The organism is Corallococcus sp. AB032C, from assembly GCF_003668935.1.
Lineage (GTDB): Bacteria > Myxococcota > Myxococcia > Myxococcales > Myxococcaceae > Corallococcus > Corallococcus exiguus.
Genome location: NZ_RAWP01000007.1, coordinates 1 through 17,155 on the forward strand (window position 1 = coordinate 1; position 17,155 = coordinate 17,155).

General features: G+C 70.4%; 12 protein-coding genes. 5 read left to right on the forward strand and 7 right to left on the reverse strand.

Translation table 11 applies throughout. The features are described 5' to 3' along the window. The 4 genes from D7X99_RS42220 to D7X99_RS04260 form a co-directional block, all read right to left on the reverse strand. On the reverse strand, window positions 1-1,514 hold a 1,514-nt coding region (locus D7X99_RS42220; RefSeq protein ID WP_147476020.1), incomplete at its 3' end, for a hypothetical protein. Between the two features lie 182 nt (window positions 1,515-1,696). Next, complete coding sequence (locus tag D7X99_RS04250) at window positions 1,697-2,503, reverse strand: HEAT repeat domain-containing protein (RefSeq protein ID WP_121776595.1); 807 nt, start codon at window positions 2,501-2,503, stop codon at window positions 1,697-1,699. Then, a complete protein-coding gene (locus D7X99_RS04255) occupies window positions 2,500-3,336 on the reverse strand; it encodes a HEAT repeat domain-containing protein (protein ID WP_121776596.1) in 837 nt (278 codons plus the stop codon). Before D7X99_RS04255 ends, D7X99_RS04250 begins: the two co-directional genes overlap by 4 nt. A gap of 46 nt (window positions 3,337-3,382) precedes the next feature. Beyond that, window positions 3,383-4,642 (reverse strand): GAF domain-containing sensor histidine kinase, encoded by a 1,260-nt coding sequence (locus D7X99_RS04260; RefSeq protein ID WP_121776698.1) that lies wholly within the window; start codon window positions 4,640-4,642, stop codon window positions 3,383-3,385. 179 nt (window positions 4,643-4,821) lie between these two features. Here D7X99_RS04260 and D7X99_RS04265 point away from each other — a divergent pair, with 179 nt between their 5' ends. From D7X99_RS04265 to D7X99_RS04275, 3 genes are all read left to right on the forward strand, one after another. After that, window positions 4,822-6,630, forward strand: a complete 1,809-nt coding sequence (locus D7X99_RS04265) for a glycosyl hydrolase family 18 protein (RefSeq protein WP_121776597.1) — start codon at window positions 4,822-4,824, stop codon at window positions 6,628-6,630. 235 nt (window positions 6,631-6,865) lie between these two features. Beyond that, the gene (locus tag D7X99_RS04270; RefSeq protein ID WP_233613081.1) at window positions 6,866-8,164 is read left to right on the forward strand and encodes a sigma 54-interacting transcriptional regulator; all 1,299 of its coding nucleotides are present in this window, start codon (window positions 6,866-6,868) and stop codon (window positions 8,162-8,164) included. A gap of 165 nt (window positions 8,165-8,329) precedes the next feature. Continuing rightward, complete coding sequence (locus D7X99_RS04275; RefSeq protein WP_121776599.1) at window positions 8,330-9,148, forward strand: hypothetical protein; 819 nt, start codon at window positions 8,330-8,332, stop codon at window positions 9,146-9,148. A 77-nt stretch (window positions 9,149-9,225) separates the two neighbouring features. On the opposite strand, the gene D7X99_RS04280 is transcribed toward D7X99_RS04275, so the two are convergent. Then, window positions 9,226-10,119: a papain-like cysteine protease family protein gene (locus D7X99_RS04280; RefSeq protein WP_147476021.1), complete on the reverse strand. Its 894-nt coding sequence runs from the start codon at window positions 10,117-10,119 to the stop codon at window positions 9,226-9,228. Window positions 10,120-10,235: 116 nt separating this feature from the next. On the opposite strand from D7X99_RS04280, the gene D7X99_RS04285 reads away from it, so the two are divergent. Further along, window positions 10,236-12,986 carry a serine/threonine-protein kinase gene (locus tag D7X99_RS04285; RefSeq protein ID WP_158626917.1) on the forward strand — a complete coding sequence of 917 codons (2,751 nt, stop codon included), beginning with the start codon at window positions 10,236-10,238 and terminating at the stop codon, window positions 12,984-12,986. A 13-nt stretch (window positions 12,987-12,999) separates the two neighbouring features. Here D7X99_RS04285 and D7X99_RS04290 read toward each other — a convergent pair whose 3' ends face one another. Then, complete coding sequence (locus tag D7X99_RS04290) at window positions 13,000-13,842, reverse strand: SDR family oxidoreductase (RefSeq protein WP_121776602.1); 843 nt, start codon at window positions 13,840-13,842, stop codon at window positions 13,000-13,002. A 91-nt stretch (window positions 13,843-13,933) separates the two neighbouring features. Then, window positions 13,934-15,055, reverse strand: a complete 1,122-nt coding sequence (gene tal / locus D7X99_RS04295; RefSeq protein WP_121776603.1) for a transaldolase — start codon at window positions 15,053-15,055, stop codon at window positions 13,934-13,936. Window positions 15,056-15,260: 205 nt separating this feature from the next. On the opposite strand from tal, the gene D7X99_RS04300 reads away from it, so the two are divergent. After that, complete coding sequence (locus D7X99_RS04300) at window positions 15,261-17,153, forward strand: transketolase (RefSeq protein ID WP_121776604.1); 1,893 nt, start codon at window positions 15,261-15,263, stop codon at window positions 17,151-17,153. The last annotated feature ends 2 nt before the right edge of the window (window positions 17,154-17,155 follow it).

Sequence of the window (17,155 nt, forward strand, 5' to 3'; positions counted from 1 at the left end):
GGGGTGGGCTCTTCGGCGGGGCGAGCCGCGCCCTTGGCTCCGCGCTTCGACTTCGATGCGGGCTCCTCGCTGGGTGCGGGAGGTCCGGAGGTCTCTTCAGGCGCTTCGGCGGGAACGGCTGCGGCTTCGGAGGCCTTCCGCTTCGCGGCGCGTCCCGTGCCCTTGCGCGAGGGGGCTTCCTCGGCGGTCGTTGTCTCCGTGGCGGGAGGCGTTCCTTCCACGGTGCTTGTGGGAGCGGTGTCGGTGGCGCCCGTCTCGGCCTGTGGCGCGGGCGTGGCGGACTCCGCGGGGGTCTCCGACGGGGAAGGCACGGGGGCCTCCTGCGGCGCGGCGGCGGGAGTTCCTTCGGCCGGGGTCTTCTTCGCGGAAGAGCCCTTGGGCGCCTTCCCTGCGCGCTTCGAAGGAGCCTCGCTGGCGTCCGTCTTCAGTTCGGCCGTCTCCGCACCCGCGGAGGTCGGCTCAGGGGCTTGAGAAGGCTGTTCGGAGGGTGTTGGCGCGGAAGCCTTCGGGCGCTCCTCGGCCGATACGGGCTCCGCGACAACTTCGGAGGACTTCTGTGCCTCGGTCTTCAGGGGCTCCTCGGTCGATGCAGCCTTCGACGCGGCGGCCTTCGAGCCCTTCTTGGTCGGAGTCGGCTCCGCGGCTACCTCGGAGGATTTCGGTGCATCGGCCTTGGGGCTCTCGTCGGTCGATGCAGCAGGCTCCTGGGCTTCCTTCGGCGCGGAAGCCTTCGGGCCCTTCTTGGTCGGCGCCGGCTCCGCAGCCGCCTCGGATGACTTCGATGCATTGGCCTTGGCGTCTTCCTCGGTCGAGCCCGGCTTCTGCGCGGCGCGTCCGGCGGCCTTTGTTGCGGACGCCTTCGGGCCCTTCCCGGTTGAAGCAGACTCCGCTGCGGGTGTCTGGGCGGCCTTCGACGCCGGAGCCTTGGGGCTCTCCTTGGCCGCGGTGGGCTTCGTGGCGGCTGCCTTTGAAGCCTGCGCGGCGGGCTTCGCAGCGGGCGTCTTCGACGATTGTCCGCCCGGCTTCGCCGCAGGCGCCTGAACGGCGGCCTTTGCTGGGGGCGCCTTCGGAGCCTGTGCGGACTTCGCGGCCGGCGTCTTCAGCGCCTGAGCACCGCCCCTCTTCGCGGCGGAGTCCTTCGGCGCCTGGGTCGCGGACTTCGCGGCAGGCGTCTTCGAGGCCTGAGCACCCGACTTCGCCATCAAAGCCTTCTGAGCCTGTGCGGCCTTCGAAGCGGAAGCCTTCGGAGCCTGCGCCGCCTTCGCGGTGGGCTTCACGACAGGCTTTGCCTTGGCCGCCGCGCCCTTCACCGCCTTCGCGACCTGCTTCAGCTTCGAGGCCGCGGTCTTCAGGGCCTGCACCACCGGCTTCGCGACCGCGGCCTTCTTCGCCGGGGCAGGGGCCTTGCCCCCGGTGGGACGGCCCCCGGGCTTCGTGGCGGCCTTGCCAGCGGCGCTGCGGGACTTGGACGAATCAGAGGAGGCGGACGGTCGGGTCGGGCGACGCTGGGCCATAATCGATGGCTAGTGCACCCACCGCCTCGCCGCAAGGCACACGTGGGGCGCGTGCACGCTTCCTGTCCTGTGGAGAGGACAGGACCGGTCCGCTGGAGAGGTCAGGCGCCATGCGGAGGGCGCGTCCCTTGCGTCTGGACGTCCTGGGGTTTCCACGGAGACCGGTCCGGTACAGCCATTGCTCAGGCGAGTGATTCCAGGTGGGCGATGGCGTCAGCGAGGACGCTGCGGAAGTAGCTGTCGGCCTTGCCAGGCGGGTCCCGAAGACGATGGAGCAGCGGCAGGAGGGAGAGGTCCTCCAGCGCCTGGGCTGCTTCGACAGCCAGGACGATGACCTCGCTTCCCTCCAACTCGCGGCGCAGCGGCTCCAGGACACGCGGGTCCTTGCGCAGCGCCAGTCCGACCAGGGCCTCGCCGCGAAGCTCCAGGTCGGTCTCCGTGAGCCGGTCGAACAACGCATCCCGAAGCTCGGGCGTGTCCACTTCTTCCGCCTGGCTGCCCAGGCTGAAGGTCGCCCAGTTCCGGACGTCCTCGTCGCTGTCGCGGGAGAGCTCAATCAAGGTCTGGATGGCGACCGGATCCCGGTGGGGCATCGTGCCCATGACCACGCCCATCCGGACATTCTCGTCCGGGTGGTTCTTCAGGGGCAGGAGCGCGGGAACCGCTCGGGCATCCCGGAGGTGCCCCAGGGCCGTGGCCATTGAGTCCAGGACGGAGGCATCCTGCTCCGTGGCCAGCGCGGACAGGACCTCATCCGCGCACTTCGTGATGAGCGCGTCGCTGCGTTTCCGACCGCCCAGTTGCGCGAGGATGTCCGTGCCGCGTCCACGCTCGCGTGAAGACGCAGAGTGCAGCAACCTGACGGCGGCCTCGAACACCTCATCGCCGCCCCGGTCGCGCAAATCGCGGATGGCCTCCCAGGCCGTTTCGTCCTCCTCGTCACCCTGCAACGCGAGGGCAATCAACTCCGGAACGGAACGGTCTTTCATGACGCGTGCCCTCCCAGGCATTCGATGGCGAAGTCGATGGCGCCCTCGAAGGCGTCGTCCATCGGGCGGGCCGCCTCTCGGACCGCGAGGAGCAGCGGCAAGAGCGACGCGTCCTCCAGGTACCTCGCGGCCTCGATGGCCGCGATCTCGACGGGTGGCCTCTCCAGTTCATGACGGAGGTGCACCAGGACGCGAGGGTCCTTCCTCTTGGCCAGCCCGACCAGCGCGTCCGCCCGGATGCCGCTGTCCTCATCCGACACCCGGTCGAGGAACGCGTCCCGCAGCGCCGGGGTGTCCACCTCGTCCTCGTCCTTGAGGGCCAATCCGGACAGCACCTCCTCGCGCACGGATGTGTCTCCGTCCCGGGAGAGCTCCATCAAGGTCTGGAGGGCCACGGAGTCGTTGTGATGCGGCATCAGACCCCGGGCGACTCCCTCCCGGACCCGGGCATCCGGGTGGTCCTTCAAGGCGCGCAGCGCGGTCAAGGCCCGGGCGTCCTCAAGGTAGCCCAGGGTATAGCCCATTGCCTTGAGGACGGATGGAGCCTGCTCCGTGGGCAGCACGGCGAGGAGGGCCTCCGCGCATCGTGCCCTGCGCTCACGGTGCTCCTTCGCGTCGTGCCCCGCCGCCTGGGCGAACAGCACCGCGCCCCGTGCGCGTTCCCTCGAAGAAGGGGAGCGCAGCAACTGCTCGGCGGCGGCGAACAGTTCCTCCCGGTCGCGCTTTCGCAGCGCATCCAGCGCGGCCCAGGTCCAATCCCCCTTCACCTCGAGGAGCGCGATGGCCACCAGCTCCAGCGCGGAGAGGGCGTCGTAATGAGCGGGAATGGCCATGGGGAAAGGATAGCCCCAGGAACACCCCCCTCGGGCTCCCCATCCCCTACGCGGAGCGCCGCTGCCGTGCGCTCGCGTCCAGCGGAAGGGTGATGGTGAAGCAGGTCCCCTCCTCGGCGCCGCTCGTCACCGTGGCCTTGCCTCCGTGCGCTTCGGCCAGGCCTCGCACCAGGGGCAGCCCCAGTCCCCAGCCCTTCTCCGCGCTCTCCGTGGCGGACCGCGTGCGGTGGAACGGCTCGAAGATGGTCTGCAGGTCCTCCGCGGCGATGGGCGTGCCCTGGTTGCGCACCTGGAGCCTCACCTGGGTTTCATTCCGGTCGAGCCGGATCTCAATCGGGGTGCCCGGCGCTCCGTACTTCGCCGCGTTGGAGGCCAGATTCTCCACGATGCGGCGCAGCCCGAGCGGATCCGCCCGCATCGTGAACTCACCTTCCGCCTTCAGCTCGAAGCGCCCCGGGTAGAGCGCAGAGATCTCATCCAGCGTCTGGGCCGCGACCGCGTGGAGGTCGCACTCCCGCACCTCCAGCGCCACGAGCTTGCCGGCCTGGATGCGGCTGGCGTCCAGGAGGTTCTGGATCATCCGCTCCGCGCGGTCCAGGCTCGCCGTCACGCGGCCCACGGAGGTCTGGACGCCCGGCAGGTCCGCATGACGCCTGCCCATCAGCTGCACGCTCAGCTTCGACGCCGTCAGGGGCGTGCGCAGGTCGTGCGTGAGCGCCGCGACGAACGTGTCCCGCATCCGCTGCTCGGCCTTCAGCTTGCGGATCTGATCGCGGAGGTTGATCTCCGTCATGATGGAGGCCGTCAGCTCCTTCATCACCAGGTGGTCCTGTTCGGTCCACTCGCGCGCCGTGGGCTGGATGCAGCAGAAGGTTCCCAGCACGTGCCCTTCCGGGTTGATCAACGGCAGCACGATGAGGGCGACGATGCCCCAGGGCCCGGTGGACGGATGGAACTTCAGGAACGGATCCGCGGGCGCGTTCGAGGAGATGATGGGCTCCCCCTCGAGCGTGTAACGGCACAGCGACGCGTCGATGGGCAGCGTCCGCGTCTCCCGGAAGGGCGAGGGCAGGCCGAAGTCCGCCTTGAAGAACTGCCGGTTCGAGTCCACCAGCGACATGATGGTCAGCGGGACGTTGAGCAGCTGCGCCGCCAGGCGGGCGAGGCGGTCAAAGGCCTCCTCCTGAGGCGTGTCCATCAGCCCGGTGTCCCGGATGGCCTGCAGACGGTTCGGATCCGCGAGGCGACGGTTGCACCGCTGGGTCCGCGCGAGAGAGGCCTCGTCCAACTCACCTAGAAACTTCATGGAGGCGAATCCTAGGTCCTGGGCCTGGAGGCCGGTCACCCGGATCCAAGGGGCCAGCTCCTCCGTTCGCTGACCAACCATCCAGGAGCGCTCAGGAAAATCTTTCAGGGCTCTTGACCCGCTTTCCCGGGGTCCGCCCTCCCTGTCTCCCGGACCCTTTTCCGGGAGGCTTTCCCCCAATGCATCCCCCTCGTTCGTCGTCCCGCGCGGCCCTCGCCGTGCTCCTGCTGCTTCTGCCCACCCTGGCCCTGGCCGCGGACCGGGGCGCCTGGGCTCCAGGCGTCGCGTATGCCGTGGGTGACATCGCGTCCTATGGAGGGAAGGGCTACGACTGCCGTCAGTCCCACACGTCCCTGGTGGGCTGGGAACCGCCCAACGTGCTCGCCCTGTGGCTGGAGCGCACCGGCAATCCTCCCGCGGACACGCAGGCCCCCACCGCGCCCTCCGGCGTCGGTTCACCCTCCAAGACGTATGACAGCGTGTCGCTGACCTGGAGCGCGTCCACCGACAACGTGGGCGTCACCGGCTACGAGGTCTTCGTCAACAACGGAGCCTCCGCCTCGGCCACCTCCACCACGACGAGCGCCACCGTCACCGGGCTCGCTGCCAACACCACCTACACGTTCACCGTGAAGGCGCGCGACGCGGCGGGCAACCGTTCCGCGGCGAGCGCCGCGTTCAGCACCACCACGCCCACTCGCCCCGCGCCGGACACGCAGGCCCCCACGGCGCCCGGCTCCCTGCGCTCCACCGGCGTGACGGCCTCCAGCGTGTCCCTGGCGTTCAACGCGTCCAGCGACAACGTGGGCGTCACCGGCTACGAAATCTTCGTCAACGGCGGCACCAGCGCGGCGGCCACCAGCACCACGCTGACCGCGACCGTGACGGGGCTCGCCGCCAACACGACCTATACGTTCACGGCGAAGGCGCGCGACGCGGCCGACAACCGCTCCGCCGCGAGCAACAGCGTCGCGGTGACGACGGGCAACACGGCGCCTTCGGGCAGCAAGGTGCTGGTCGGCTACTGGCACAACTTCGACAACGGCTCCACCAACATCCGGCTGCGCGACGTGTCCTCCCAGTTCAACGTCATCCAGGTGGCCTTCGCGGAGCCGGTGACGGGCGCGCCGTCGGGCACCATGGGCTTCACCCCGTACAACGCCACCGTGGCCGAGTTCAAAGCGGACATCGCCACGCTCAAGGCGCAGGGCCGCAAGGTGCTCATCTCCCTGGGCGGCGCCAACGGCACCATCCACCTGGACGACGCGGCGGCGCGGCAGGCCTTCGTCTCCAGCATGCAGGGGCTCGTCAATACGTATGGCTTTGACGGCCTGGACCTGGACCTGGAGGGCTCGTCGCTGTCTCTCAACGGCGGGGACACCGACTTCCGCAACCCCACCACGCCGCGCATCCAGAATCTCATCGCGGGCACGCGCCAGCTGCTCAACGACAACGGCGCGGGCTTCGTGCTCACCATGGCGCCGGAGACCGCCTACGTGCAGGGCGGCTACGCGGCCTACGGCGGCCCGTGGGGCGCCTACCTCCCCGTCATTTACGCGCTGCGCGACCGGCTGACGTACCTGCATGTGCAGCACTACAACACCGGCACCGTGATGGGATTGGACGGCCGCGCCTACGCGCAGAGCACGCCGGACTTCCACGTGGCCATGGCGGAGATGCTGCTCCAGGGCTTCCCCGTGGGCGGCAACGCGAGCGCCGTCTTCCCCGCGCTCAGGCCGGAGCAGGTCGTCATCGGTCTGCCGTCCTCGCCGCAGGCCGCGGGCGGTGGCTACACCACGCCCGCCAACGTGCAGAAGGCGCTGGACTACCTGATGAAGGGCCAGTCCTTCGGCGGCACCTACGTGCTGCGCCAGGCCGGCGGCTACCCGGGCTTCAAGGGGCTGATGACCTGGTCCATCAACTGGGACAAGTTCACCAACTTCGAGTTCTCCAACAGCCACCGCGCCTACCTGGACACCTACCCGTAGCCTGATGAGGCCTTCGCCTCCACCCGTGAAACGCGGCCGGACGGGTGGGGTGCAAGGCATTGCCTTCCCATGGACACCGCGAGGAGCTGGGAGTGTTCCCCGGGGCCTCCCGGCCCTCTGCTCGCGTGCTAGCGTCGTCGCGGTGTCGACACGGGATGACAGGCCGGAGGGGCGGGAGACGCCGTCTTCCGACAGGACCCGGACCCTTCCCGAGAAGCCCGGGGGCAAGGTCCGCTTGAAGCTGTGGGTGTTGTCCGGGCCCGCGGCCGGCCGGAGCCACCCGCTGCCGGTGGGGGAGTACCGGCTGGGCAAGAGCGCGGACTGCGACATCGTGCTCGAGGATGGCACCGTGTCCCGCTACCACCTGAAGCTGGAGGTGCGGGAGGATCGCGTCGTCGCCACGGACCTGGGCTCGTACAACGGCTCCTTCTGCCAGGGCCTGCGCTTCAGCGAGCTGGAGGTCCAACCCGGCGCCGTCCTCCGCCTGGGGGAGACGCAGCTCAAGGTGATGCCCGAGGACACCCGCGAGCGCTCGCTGCTGCTGTCGCCGCGCGGCCACTTCGGCACCCTGGTGGGGCAGAGCCGCCGGATGCGCGAGGTCTTCACCTTCCTGGAGCGCATGGCCCCGGGCGACTCGGACGTGCTCATCCAGGGCGAGACGGGCACCGGCAAGGAGCTGTGCGCCGAGGGGCTGCACCATGAAAGCCCGCGCGCGAAGAAGCCCTTCGTGGTGGTGGACCTCGCGGGCATCGCGCCGTCGCTCATCGAGTCCGAGCTGTTCGGCCACGTGAAGGGTGCCTTCACCGGCGCCCATGCGGACCGGGCCGGTGCCTTCGAGCGCGCCCACGGGGGCACCGTCTTCCTGGACGAAGTGGGCGAGCTGCCCCTGGAGATGCAGCCGCGCCTCCTGCGCGTGCTGGAGCGCCGGCAGGTGAAGCGGGTGGGGGCCAACGACTACCTGGCGCTGGACGTGCGCGTGGTGGCCGCCACGCACGTGGACCTGGAGGCCGCGGTGAGGGCGGAGAAGTTCCGCCGGGACCTCTTCCACCGGCTGGCCGTGCTGCGCGTCGCGCTGCCGCCGCTGCGCGAGCGCCCGGAGGACATCCCCATGCTCATCGACACCGTGCTGGAGCGCCTGGGCAAGCCGCCCAGCACCTTGTCGGACCAGACGCGCGCCCTGCTCCTCCAGTACCCCTGGCCGGGCAACGTGCGCGAATTGCGCAACGTGGTGGACCGCGTGGTGAACCTGGGCGAGGAGTCGCTCCCGGACATCGACCCGGGCGTCCCCGGCCGTGCCTCCCTCCGCGCGGGGGTGCTGGACCTGGCCCGGCCCTTCAAGGAAGCCAAGGAGCAGCTCGTGGAGGGCTTCGAGCGCGACTACCTCAAGAGCCTCCTCAAGCGCTGCGAGGGCCGCTTCAACCGAGCCGCCCGCGAGGCCGACATCGACCGGGTGTACCTGCGCAAGCTGATGCGCAAGCACGGCCTGGAGCTCAGCGACGGCAAGCCCGTGGCGGACGAAGACGACGCCGGGTGACTCCTGTCACCCACTGGGACCGCCACCGGGTGACTCGAGTCACCCACCCGCGAGCCTCTCTGCGTGGCTTCTCCCTCGGAAGGCCCGATGCGCGGGGCGCTGGCATCGCTCCTGCTTAGGGAACGTGTACCGGCCATTCACGGCCCCCACGACCCCGAGCACGCCATGATCTCCTCCGTCTCCTCCCGTTCCAACCCGTCCTCGTTCCTCACGTCCCTGCTGAAGCCGGCCGCGCGGACGCAGCCCGTGCAGCCCTCCCAGGACACGTCCGCGGCGGCCCTGCGCAACAAGATGTTCCACACGGACAGCTTCGAGTCCTCGCCGTCGGCGCGGACGCAATCGCTGCCTCCCACGCCGACGACGCGGCCCGCGGGCGCGGGCGCCGATCCGGTCGGCGCGGACGCGCTCGTGCCGGCCAGCACGCATGACGCCTCCAAGGACTACCAGGCGCTCTCGTACTCGGAGGACAAGCAGTACAACGGGCAGCCGCTGAGCTTCTGGAAGAAGAACGTCTGGGACACCGCCATCAAGTCGGGCGCCGCCCCCGAGGAGGCCGCGCTGCTCGTCGCGCAGGTGATGCAGGAGGGCGGCACGGACTTCAACAAGAGCGGCTCCGCGACGAACTACGGCCCCTTCAACCTGAACAAGGACCTGCTGGAGACCTACGGCAAGCACCTGCCTCAGGACCTCCAGCAGCTCAACGGCAGCAGCCCGGAAGCCATCGAGCTCAACGTGACGAACGCGCTGGACGCGATGCGCGCGGTGGGGGCCAACAACTACCTGCACCACGTGCGCGGCGGCCGCACCAACTTCGAGCACCCCGAGCAGCGCATCAGCGACAACCCGAACGTGAAGGGCGATGACGCGTTCGCCTTCGAGCGCAGCCTGTCCAACAACGCGCGCCTCTTCCTGGAGTCCGTCCAGGCCAACCCCTCCACGCTGACCGACAACCAGCGCTTCGCCTCCGACATCCCGAACATCTGAGGAAGCGGTTGGAAGTGAAGGACGGGGCCCCGCGTGCGATGCACGCGGGGCCTTTTCGCGTCCCCACGCCGCGTGAACTACGAACCGGACTCGCGCGAACCGAAGGAGTTGTTCTTGGAGCCGATGCCGGAGGAGTCCCCCAGCGTGGCGGAGTGATTCGCGTTCGCGGCGGCCAGCGCGCCCGCGTCACCTCCCTGCGGGTTGACGATGAGCATCCCGCCGCCGTTGAACGAATCCCAGCCGGAGTTCATCGCCTGGGTGAGGTGCTGGAGGTCCACGTCGTACTTGGAGCCGGTGGCCGGATCATTGATCTGATACTGGCCCTGGGCATTCTTGCCGTCGATCTCCACCCAGTGCGCGCTGCCTTTGGACGTGTCGCCGGAGGCGCCGGGCTGGATGAGGTTGGAGTCCACCAGGGCCACCGCCTTCTTGCCCGAGTCGAGCGCGGCGTTCAGCGCGTCGCGGTCGAAGTTGGCGGCGCCGCGCGTCACCTCGAAGCCCTGGCCCGCGAGCATCTGGCCCATCTGGTCCGGTGTCGTGCCCTTGCTGTCGGAGTAGCGCGACTCCAGCGACTGGACGAGCTGGGCGTCCGTCTGCCCCTGGCCGCCGCCATTGGCGCGCACCAGCATCGCGGCGGCAGTCGCGCCGCAATTGGTGGCGTCCGTCTGCCGGAGGACCGGCGTCTGCTGGGCCCATCCCTTGGCGCCCGCGAGCGAGGGCGCCGGCTCCATCTGCGACAGCTCCATGGGACGCGCGCCCAGCGGCTGTCCGGCCCCCGCAGCCTGGGCGGCCCATTGTCCCGCCACCTCGGGTGACTCCTCGAAGCGGTCCTGGGGGAGCCCGGTGACCTGCTCCGCCTCGAGGACTGGCTCCGGGGCGAGGTGGCCCTGGACCGGAGCGTTGCCTTGCGGCGCGGCCGTCTGCTCGGGGGGCAGGGAGGGAGGGAGATTCTGGGGACGGGTGACGTTCATGAACAACCCTTGCGCTCGGGGGAGGAGACCGCGGCTCCTTATTATCGAAGAAGACCGCGGTCGGGTTGTGGGGGCATGGTGATGGCAACGCCGGGGCTCCTAGGATGTCATCCATCATGAAGACCCCGGCCGGAGACGACCGCGACGACACGCTTCCCGCGCGCAGCCCTGATGGCGAGGCGACGCGCCTGCTGCCGCGGACGCCAGCGGAGACCGTGCCCGCGACGAATGAATCGGACCGGCAGCCCCGGCACGGGACGTCCTCGCCCGTCCAGGTGGGGCGCTACCTGCTCCTGCGGCCGCTGGGCGCGGGAGGCATGGGCGTGGTGTACGCGGCCTATGATCCGGACCTGGACCGGAAGGTGGCGCTGAAGCTGCTGCGCTCGGATGGGCACGCGGATCCGGAGCAGGGACGGGCGCGGCTCTTGCGTGAGGCGCAGGCGATGGCGCGCATCTCACACCCGAACGTCATCCCGGTGTTCGACGTGGGCATCTGGGGCGCCCAGGTCTTCCTGGCGATGGAGTTGCTGGATGGGGGCACGCTGGGGCAGTGGCTGAAGGAGGCCCCCCGCTCGTGGCGCGAGGTGCTGGAGGCGTACCTGGGCGCGGGCCGGGGGCTCGTGGCCGCGCACGCGGTGGGGCTGGTGCACCGCGACTTCAAGCCGGCCAACGTGCTGAGGGACCGCCGGGGCCGCGTCTGCGTGACGGACTTCGGGCTCGCGCGCCAGGTGGGGCTGCCCTCCGGCGACGATGAGGACTCCTCCGCGCGGGAAGTGAACGCGCTGGCCGCGGAGCGGCGCATGCTGGACGCGCCCATCACCGTCACTGGCGCGGTGATGGGCACGCCGAACTACATGTCCCCGGAGCAGGTGCTGGGCGCGGTCCCGGACGCGAGCACGGATCAATTCAGCTTCTGCGCCGCGCTGTACGCCGCGCTCTACGGCCAGCGCCCCTTCGACGTCGCGCGCATGCAGGCGCTGAAGACGCCGGCCGACCTGGAGGGCCCGAGCGCGCCCCGCCTCCTGGAGCCGCCGCGCGACACGCGGGTGCCCGCGTGGGTGGGCCGGGCGGTGATGCGCGGGCTGGCGCTGCGTCCGGCGGAGCGCTTCCCGACGCTCGCGGAGCTGTTGGACGCGTTGGGGCAGGAGCCGAAGCGCAGGGCCCGGCGCCGCGCGTGGGGCGGCGTGGGCCTGCTGGCGGGAGGACTCCTGATGGGCGGCGCCGTGCTCTATCAGCAGTCGCGCGTGTGCGAGGGCGCGGACGCGCTCATGGCGCGGGTGTGGGGCCCAGAGCAGCGGGAGCAGGTGGTGCGTGCCTTCACCGCCACGGGCAGCCCGCTGGGGGCGGACATGGCCGGGCGCGTGGCGGCCGTGCTGGATGGGTACGCGCGGAGCTGGAGCCAGCAGCACACGGACGCGTGCAGGGCCACGCTCGTGGAGGGCACCCAGCCGGAGGCCCTGCGCGTCGAGCGCGTGGTGTGCCTGGAGCGGCGGCGCGAGGACGCCCGCGCGGTGGTGGCGCTGCTGTCCACCGCGGACGTCCCCCTGGTGGAGAAGTCCCTGTCGCTGGTGAACGCGCTCCCCGCGCTGGACGAATGCGCGGACGTGGCGAAGCTGGGCGAGCAGCAGCGGCTGCCGGAGTCGCCCGCGGAGCGCGCCGAGGTGGAGCGCCTGGAGGCGCTCCTGTCGGAGGTGAAGGTGCTGGTGGACGGCGGACGCCTTCCCCAGGCCCGGGCGCGGCTGGAGCCGCTGGTGGAGGCCGTGCGGGCCACGGGGTACGCGCCGCTGATGGCCCGGCTCCAGCTTCAGCAGGGCTGGATGCGCGAGCAGTTGGGGGACTCCGAGGGGGCGGCCATCGCGCTGCGGCAGGCGGCCTTCGACGCGGAGGCGGGGAGGGCGGACCGGCTGAAGGTCACCATCCTCAACCGGCTGCTCTATGTGGAGGAGGGCCAGCGGCACTTCGAACCTGCGGAGGTCTGGAGCGGGCTCGCGGACGCGACGCTGCGGCGCATGGGCGGCGACGCCGTGCTGGAAGCAGAGGTGCGGGTCAATCAAGGCAACCTCGCGAACGCGAGGAATGACTTCTCCCGCTCGAGCGCCCTCTTCGAGGAGGCGCGGACGCGGGCGGAGGCGGCGTTGCCGGAAGGCCACCCGCTGCGCGCGCGCATTACCTTCCTCCAGGGGAACCTGGCGATCCGGATGAAGGACACCGCGCGCGGCGTGGCGTTGATGGAGCGCGCGCTGTCGCTGACGGAGGCCGCGGTGGGCCCGTTGCACCCGGACACCGCGCGCCGGCATGACGCCCTCGCCTGGGCACTTCGCGAGGCGGCGGATCCGGCCCGGGCCCTGCCGCACGCGCGCGCCGCCGTGGAGATCCGCAAGGCGCTCCTGGGGGCGCGCACGCTGCCGGTGGCGGAGGGGCTGGACGAGGTGGGCATGTGCCTGCTGGCGCTGGGCCGCCATGACGAGGCGCTGCGCGTCTATGAGGAAGCGCTCGCGACGAAGCAGCAGGTGGCGCCCGCTGGGGACGAGACCTTCCAGTACAGCCAGGACGGCGTGGGCCAGGCGCTGCTGGGCCTGGGCCGCGCGAAGGACGCCATCGCGCCGCTGCGGCTGGCGGTGGCGTATCCATCGATGCCGGACGGGACGCTGGCCGAGTCAGGCTTCGCGCTCGCGAGGGCGTTGTGGGATGCCGGGGAGAGGCAGCCCGCGAGGCAGGAGGCGGAAGCGGCCCGCGCACGCTTTGTCCGAGCCACGCGCGAGCCCGAAGCCGCGACCGTGGCCCGCTGGCTGGAGACGCATCCGGCTCCGGAGGCCGCCGCCGTCCCCGCGCGTCTCAAGGAGCCCCGGGCTCGGGGAGGGCGTTAGCGGAAGTAGCGCGTCAGTCCAGGCGCGTCGCGACGCGGGCTCGCAGCGTGTCGCCGGTCGCGTCCCCGGCCTTGAGGGCGTACAGGGAGCGCATGCCTTCGGACGTGATGTAGCGCAGGTGCGGCGATGGAGCGGTCGCGGCCTCGCAGATGATGCGCGCGATGTCGTCCGCGGTCTGGCCCAGGCTCGCGTAGGTCTCCGCGGAGCCCCGCATGTACCGGCCCAGCAGCTCGCCATACACGGCCGGTCCGTTGCCCTGGGTGCCATTGCCCGTCGCGCGCACGGTGTTGACGAACTCCGTGTGGACCGGCCCCGGCTCCACCAGCGAGACGTGGATGCCCAGCCGGGACGCCACGGGGGCCAGGCTCTCCATGAAGCCCTCCACCGCGAACTTCGCCGCGCAGTACGCGTCGTTGAAGGGCTGGCCCACCAGGCCTCCAATGCTGCTCAGGGAGATGATGCGCCCGGACCGCTGCTCTCTCATGACAGGGAACACCGCCTGGGTGACGCGCCACACGCCGAAGAAGTTGACCTCCATCGTGCGCCGCAGGGCCTCCTCGGAGGTCTGCTCCATCGTGGCCAGGTAGCCCGCGCCCGCGTTGTTCACCAGCAGGTCGATGCGGCCGTGCGCCTGGAGGACGTCGCGGACACACGCCTGGGTGGAGTCGTCACGGGTCACGTCCAGCGTGCGGATGTGGAGCTTCACGGACTCCCGGTCCGCCCGGTCCCGGAGCGCGTCCGCCCGGGCGCTGTCGCGCAGGGTGGCGACGACCTCGAAGCCCTGGCGTGCCAGGTGGACGGCCGTGCTCAGGCCAATGCCAGTGGAGGTGCCAGTGACGAGTGCGACCGGGGCCATGCAAGGTGTCTCCTGGAGTGGCGCACCGGGAGCGGCGCGCAGGGCATAATGACTATCACCCTGGGCCCCTTCCGCACGCGGATTCCAGGACTCAGGTCTTCTTCAGCTTCTCTCCCACCGCGCCGAGCAGCTGGTCGAAGGACTCCGTGAACAGGCGGATGCCGTCAGTGGACAGCTCGTCCGTCACCGTCTTCATGGAGATGCCGGCCGCCTCCAGTTGGCGCATCGTCGCCTCCGCCGCCGGCAGATCCTCCTCCAGGCTGGGGCGCACCTTGCCGTGGTCCCGGAACGCGTCGATGGTGGCGGGCGGCATGGTGTTCACCGTGTCGCGGCCGATGAGTTCCTCCACGTAGAGCACGTCGCGCAGCTTCGGGCTCTTGGTGCTGGTGCTCGCCCAGAGCACGCGCTGCACCTTGGCGCCCTTCGCCGCGAGCGCCTTCCAGCGCGCGCCGCCGAAGACCTCCTTGAAGGTGCGGTAGGCGAGCTTCGCGTTGGCGATGGCCACCTTGCCGCTCAGCCCCTCCATTGCCTTCTGCTGCTCCGGCGTGGCGCCCGCCTTCAGCTTCTTTTCAATCTCCTTGTCCACGATGGCGTCGATGCGGCTGACGAAGAACGACGCCACGCTCGCCACGCGGCTCACGTCCCCGCCGGACGCGGCGAGCTTCTCCAGGCCGGAGACGTAGGCCTCGGCGATCTGCTTGTAGCGCTCCTGGCTGAAGAGCAGCGTCACGTTGACGTTGATGCCCTCGGAGGTGAGCTGCTCGAAGGCCGGGGTGCCCGGCACGGTGCCCGGGACCTTGATCATCACGTTGGGCCGCGACAGCGTCTTCCACAGCCGCCGCGCCTCCTCCAGCGTGCCCTGCGTGTCCAGCGCCAGCCGGGGGGAGACCTCCAGCGACGCGAAGCCGTCCTGGCCCTTCGTCGCGTCGTACACGGGCTTGAGGAGGTCCGCGGCGCCCTGCACGTCGCGCACGGCGAGCTGCTCGTAGAGGTCGTTGCCGGAGAGGCCCTTGCCCTTCGCCGCGTCGAAGAGGTCCTGGTAGTCGTCGCTGCCCGACACGGCCTTCTGGAAGATGGTCGGGTTGGAGGTGAGCCCCTTGAGCCCGTCCTCGTCGATGAATTTCTTCAGCGTGCCCTTGGTGATGTAGCTGCGCTGGAGGTTGTCCACCCAGACGGATTGGCCGAACTCGGCGAGCTGTCGCAGCGGATTCATGGATTCTCCCGGCGGGGGCGCGAGGCTCCCGGATGGCGTTGCTTCAAGTTGCGCATGCCCTTTCCCCCGGGTCCGGCCGGGCGGGCAGGCACTCGCGGATTCTGCCTGTGAACAGGGCCGGCGGGGGGCAACGCTTCTCGCGGGCCGGGGCAGTCAACACAGTAGCGGGGGCACACCCCTGGCCCCCCAACCCGGGAGCGAAACGATGGCGGACACCTTGGCGGACCTCGCGGCGCAGCTGCGCATCGACAGCATCCGTTGCACCACGGCGGCGGGCTCGGGCCATCCCAGCTCGTCCATGTCCGCGGCGGACATCATGGCCGTGCTGTTCCAGAAGTACCTGCGCTTCGACTTCCAACAGCCGAAGGCCCCCAACAACGACCGCTTCGTGCTCTCCAAGGGCCACGCCTGCCCGGTCCTCTACTCCGCCTTCAAGGCGGCGGGCGCCATCGACGACCGGGAATTGCTCTCGCTGCGCAAGTTCGGCAGCCGGCTGGAGGGGCACCCGAACCCGCACGTGCTGCCGCTCGTGGACGTGGCCACCGGCTCGTTGGGGCAGGGGTTGGCCGTGGGCGTGGGAATGGCGCTCGGCGCGAGGATGGACGGACTGCCCTTCCGCACCTACGTGCTCATGGGCGACAGCGAGACGGCGGAGGGCTCCGTGTGGGAGGCGTTCGACAAGGCCGGCCACTACGGGCTCGACAACCTGTGCGCCATCATCGACGTGAATCGCCTGGGGCAGAGCCGCGAGACGGAGCTGGGCTGGAACCTGGAGGCCTACGCGGCCCGCGCCCGCGCCTTCGGGTGGAACGCCGTCACGCTGGATGGCCATGACCTGGGCGCCATCGACCGGGCCTTCGCCGAAGCCCAGGCGAAGAAGGGGCAGCCCACCTGCCTCATCTGCAAGACGGAGAAGGGGCGCGGTTTCTCGCTCATCGCCAACCAGGACGGCTGGCACGGCAAGCCGCTGCCGGAGGACAAGGCACAGGACGCCATCCGCGAGCTGGGCGGGGAGCGCGACGTCCGCGTCCAGGTGAAGAAGCCGGAGGCGCTGAAGGCCACCGTCCAGGACAAGGCCTCACCGTTGCAGTTGCCCACGTACGAGGTCGGCCAGAAGGAGGCCACGCGCAAGGCGTATGGCGACGCGCTCCTGGCGCTGGGCAATGCGCGGCCGGACGTGGTGGCGCTGGACGCGGAGGTGTCCAACTCCACGTACTCGAACGAGTTCCAGAAGGCGCACCCGAAGCGCTACTTCGAGATGTTCATCGCGGAGCAGAACATGGTGTCCAGCGCGGTGGGCCTGGCGGTGCTGGGCAAGAAGGCCTTCGTCAGCACCTTCGCGGCCTTCCTGTCGCGCGCCTTCGATCAGGTGCGCATGGCGGCCATCTCCAACGCCACGGTGCACCTGTGCGGCAGCCACGCGGGCGTGTCCATTGGCGAGGACGGCCCGTCTCAGATGGCGCTGGAGGACCTGGCGATGATGCGCGCGGTGGGAGGCAGCACGGTGCTCTACCCGAGCGACGCGAACCAGACCGCGAAGCTCCTGGCGCAGCTGCTGGAGCGCCCGGGCATCACCTACCTGCGCAGCACGCGTGAGAAGACGCCGGTGCTCTACCCCGCGACGGAGGACTTCCCCATTGGCGGCAGCAAGGTGGTGCGCCAGTCCGATGAGGACGTGGCGACGGTGGTGGCCGCCGGCATCACGCTGCACGAAGCGCTCAAGGCCTACGAAGCGCTGAAGAAGGACGGCATCGCGGTGCGCGTCATCGACCTGTACTCCGTGAAGCCGGTGGACGCGAAGACGCTGCGCAAGGCCGCGCGCGAGACGCTGGGGCGGCTCATCGTGGTGGAGGACCACTGGGCGGAAGGGGGCCTGGCGGACGCGGTGCTGGAGGCCTTCACCGGTGAGCGCGAGCAACTGCCCACCGTGGTGAGGCTCGCGGTGACGAAGCTGCCCGGCTCCGGCAAGCCCGCGGAGCTGCTGAACGCCGCGGGCATCGACGCGGAGCACATCGTGGAGGCCGTCACCTCGCTGAGGGAGGAGACGACGGCCCGGGGCAGGCCGTCCGAGAACGCCTGGGGCCACACGAACGCGTAGCC

Bases quoted from the DNA above. Each gene is read 5' to 3' on its own strand.
- D7X99_RS04275 (WP_121776599.1), top strand. From the start codon at position 8,330: ATGATCTCCTCCGTCTCCTCCCGTTCCAACCCGTCCTCGTTCCTCACG.
- D7X99_RS04300 (WP_121776604.1), top strand. From the start codon at position 15,261: ATGGCGGACACCTTGGCGGACCTCGCGGCGCAGCTGCGCATCGACAGC.
- D7X99_RS04260 (WP_121776698.1), bottom strand. From the start codon at position 4,642: ATGAAGTTTCTAGGTGAGTTGGACGAGGCCTCTCTCGCGCGGACCCAG.
- D7X99_RS04290 (WP_121776602.1), bottom strand. From the start codon at position 13,842: ATGGCCCCGGTCGCACTCGTCACTGGCACCTCCACTGGCATTGGCCTG.
- D7X99_RS04280 (WP_147476021.1), bottom strand. From the start codon at position 10,119: ATGAACGTCACCCGTCCCCAGAATCTCCCTCCCTCCCTGCCCCCCGAG.
- D7X99_RS04250 (WP_121776595.1), bottom strand. From the start codon at position 2,503: ATGAAAGACCGTTCCGTTCCGGAGTTGATTGCCCTCGCGTTGCAGGGT.
- tal (WP_121776603.1), bottom strand. From the start codon at position 15,055: ATGAATCCGCTGCGACAGCTCGCCGAGTTCGGCCAATCCGTCTGGGTG.
- D7X99_RS04285 (WP_158626917.1), top strand. From the start codon at position 10,236: ATGAAGACCCCGGCCGGAGACGACCGCGACGACACGCTTCCCGCGCGC.
- D7X99_RS04265 (WP_121776597.1), top strand. From the start codon at position 4,822: ATGCATCCCCCTCGTTCGTCGTCCCGCGCGGCCCTCGCCGTGCTCCTG.
- D7X99_RS04255 (WP_121776596.1), bottom strand. From the start codon at position 3,336: ATGGCCATTCCCGCTCATTACGACGCCCTCTCCGCGCTGGAGCTGGTG.